Genomic DNA, 275 nt, shown 5'->3' on the forward strand with positions numbered 1-275 from the left:
GCCGTAAAGGTGATATCAGCAACGGTTTCTTAGTGCCGCGCGGCACGATGATGGAAAGCCAAAACCTGAAAAAAACCGGGGTTACCTGTAGCTACACCACCGCACACGATGTCATGCTCCAGCCCCTGCGTATCAGCGATGTGTCGTTAGGCGGCGTGCCGGCAGACATCCCTTTAGGCGAACTGAAAGCGGTCGGATCGACAGCAGCTTCCAGCGCACTCCGTATCCGCATTACCTGCGAAGGCATTTCCTCGCTGAGCCAGATGAGCCTGGAT

1 protein-coding gene is annotated in these 275 nt (G+C 56.4%); it reads left to right on the forward strand.

The genetic code is table 11. The features are described from left to right. A partial coding sequence (locus NR195_RS22750) for a type VI secretion system baseplate subunit TssF (RefSeq protein WP_256844933.1) occupies positions 1-275 on the forward strand: 275 nt, incomplete at both ends.

It is taken from the genome of Pantoea sp. Ft-CA_14 (assembly GCF_024520875.1).
GTDB lineage: Bacteria > Pseudomonadota > Gammaproteobacteria > Enterobacterales > Enterobacteriaceae > Pantoea > Pantoea agglomerans.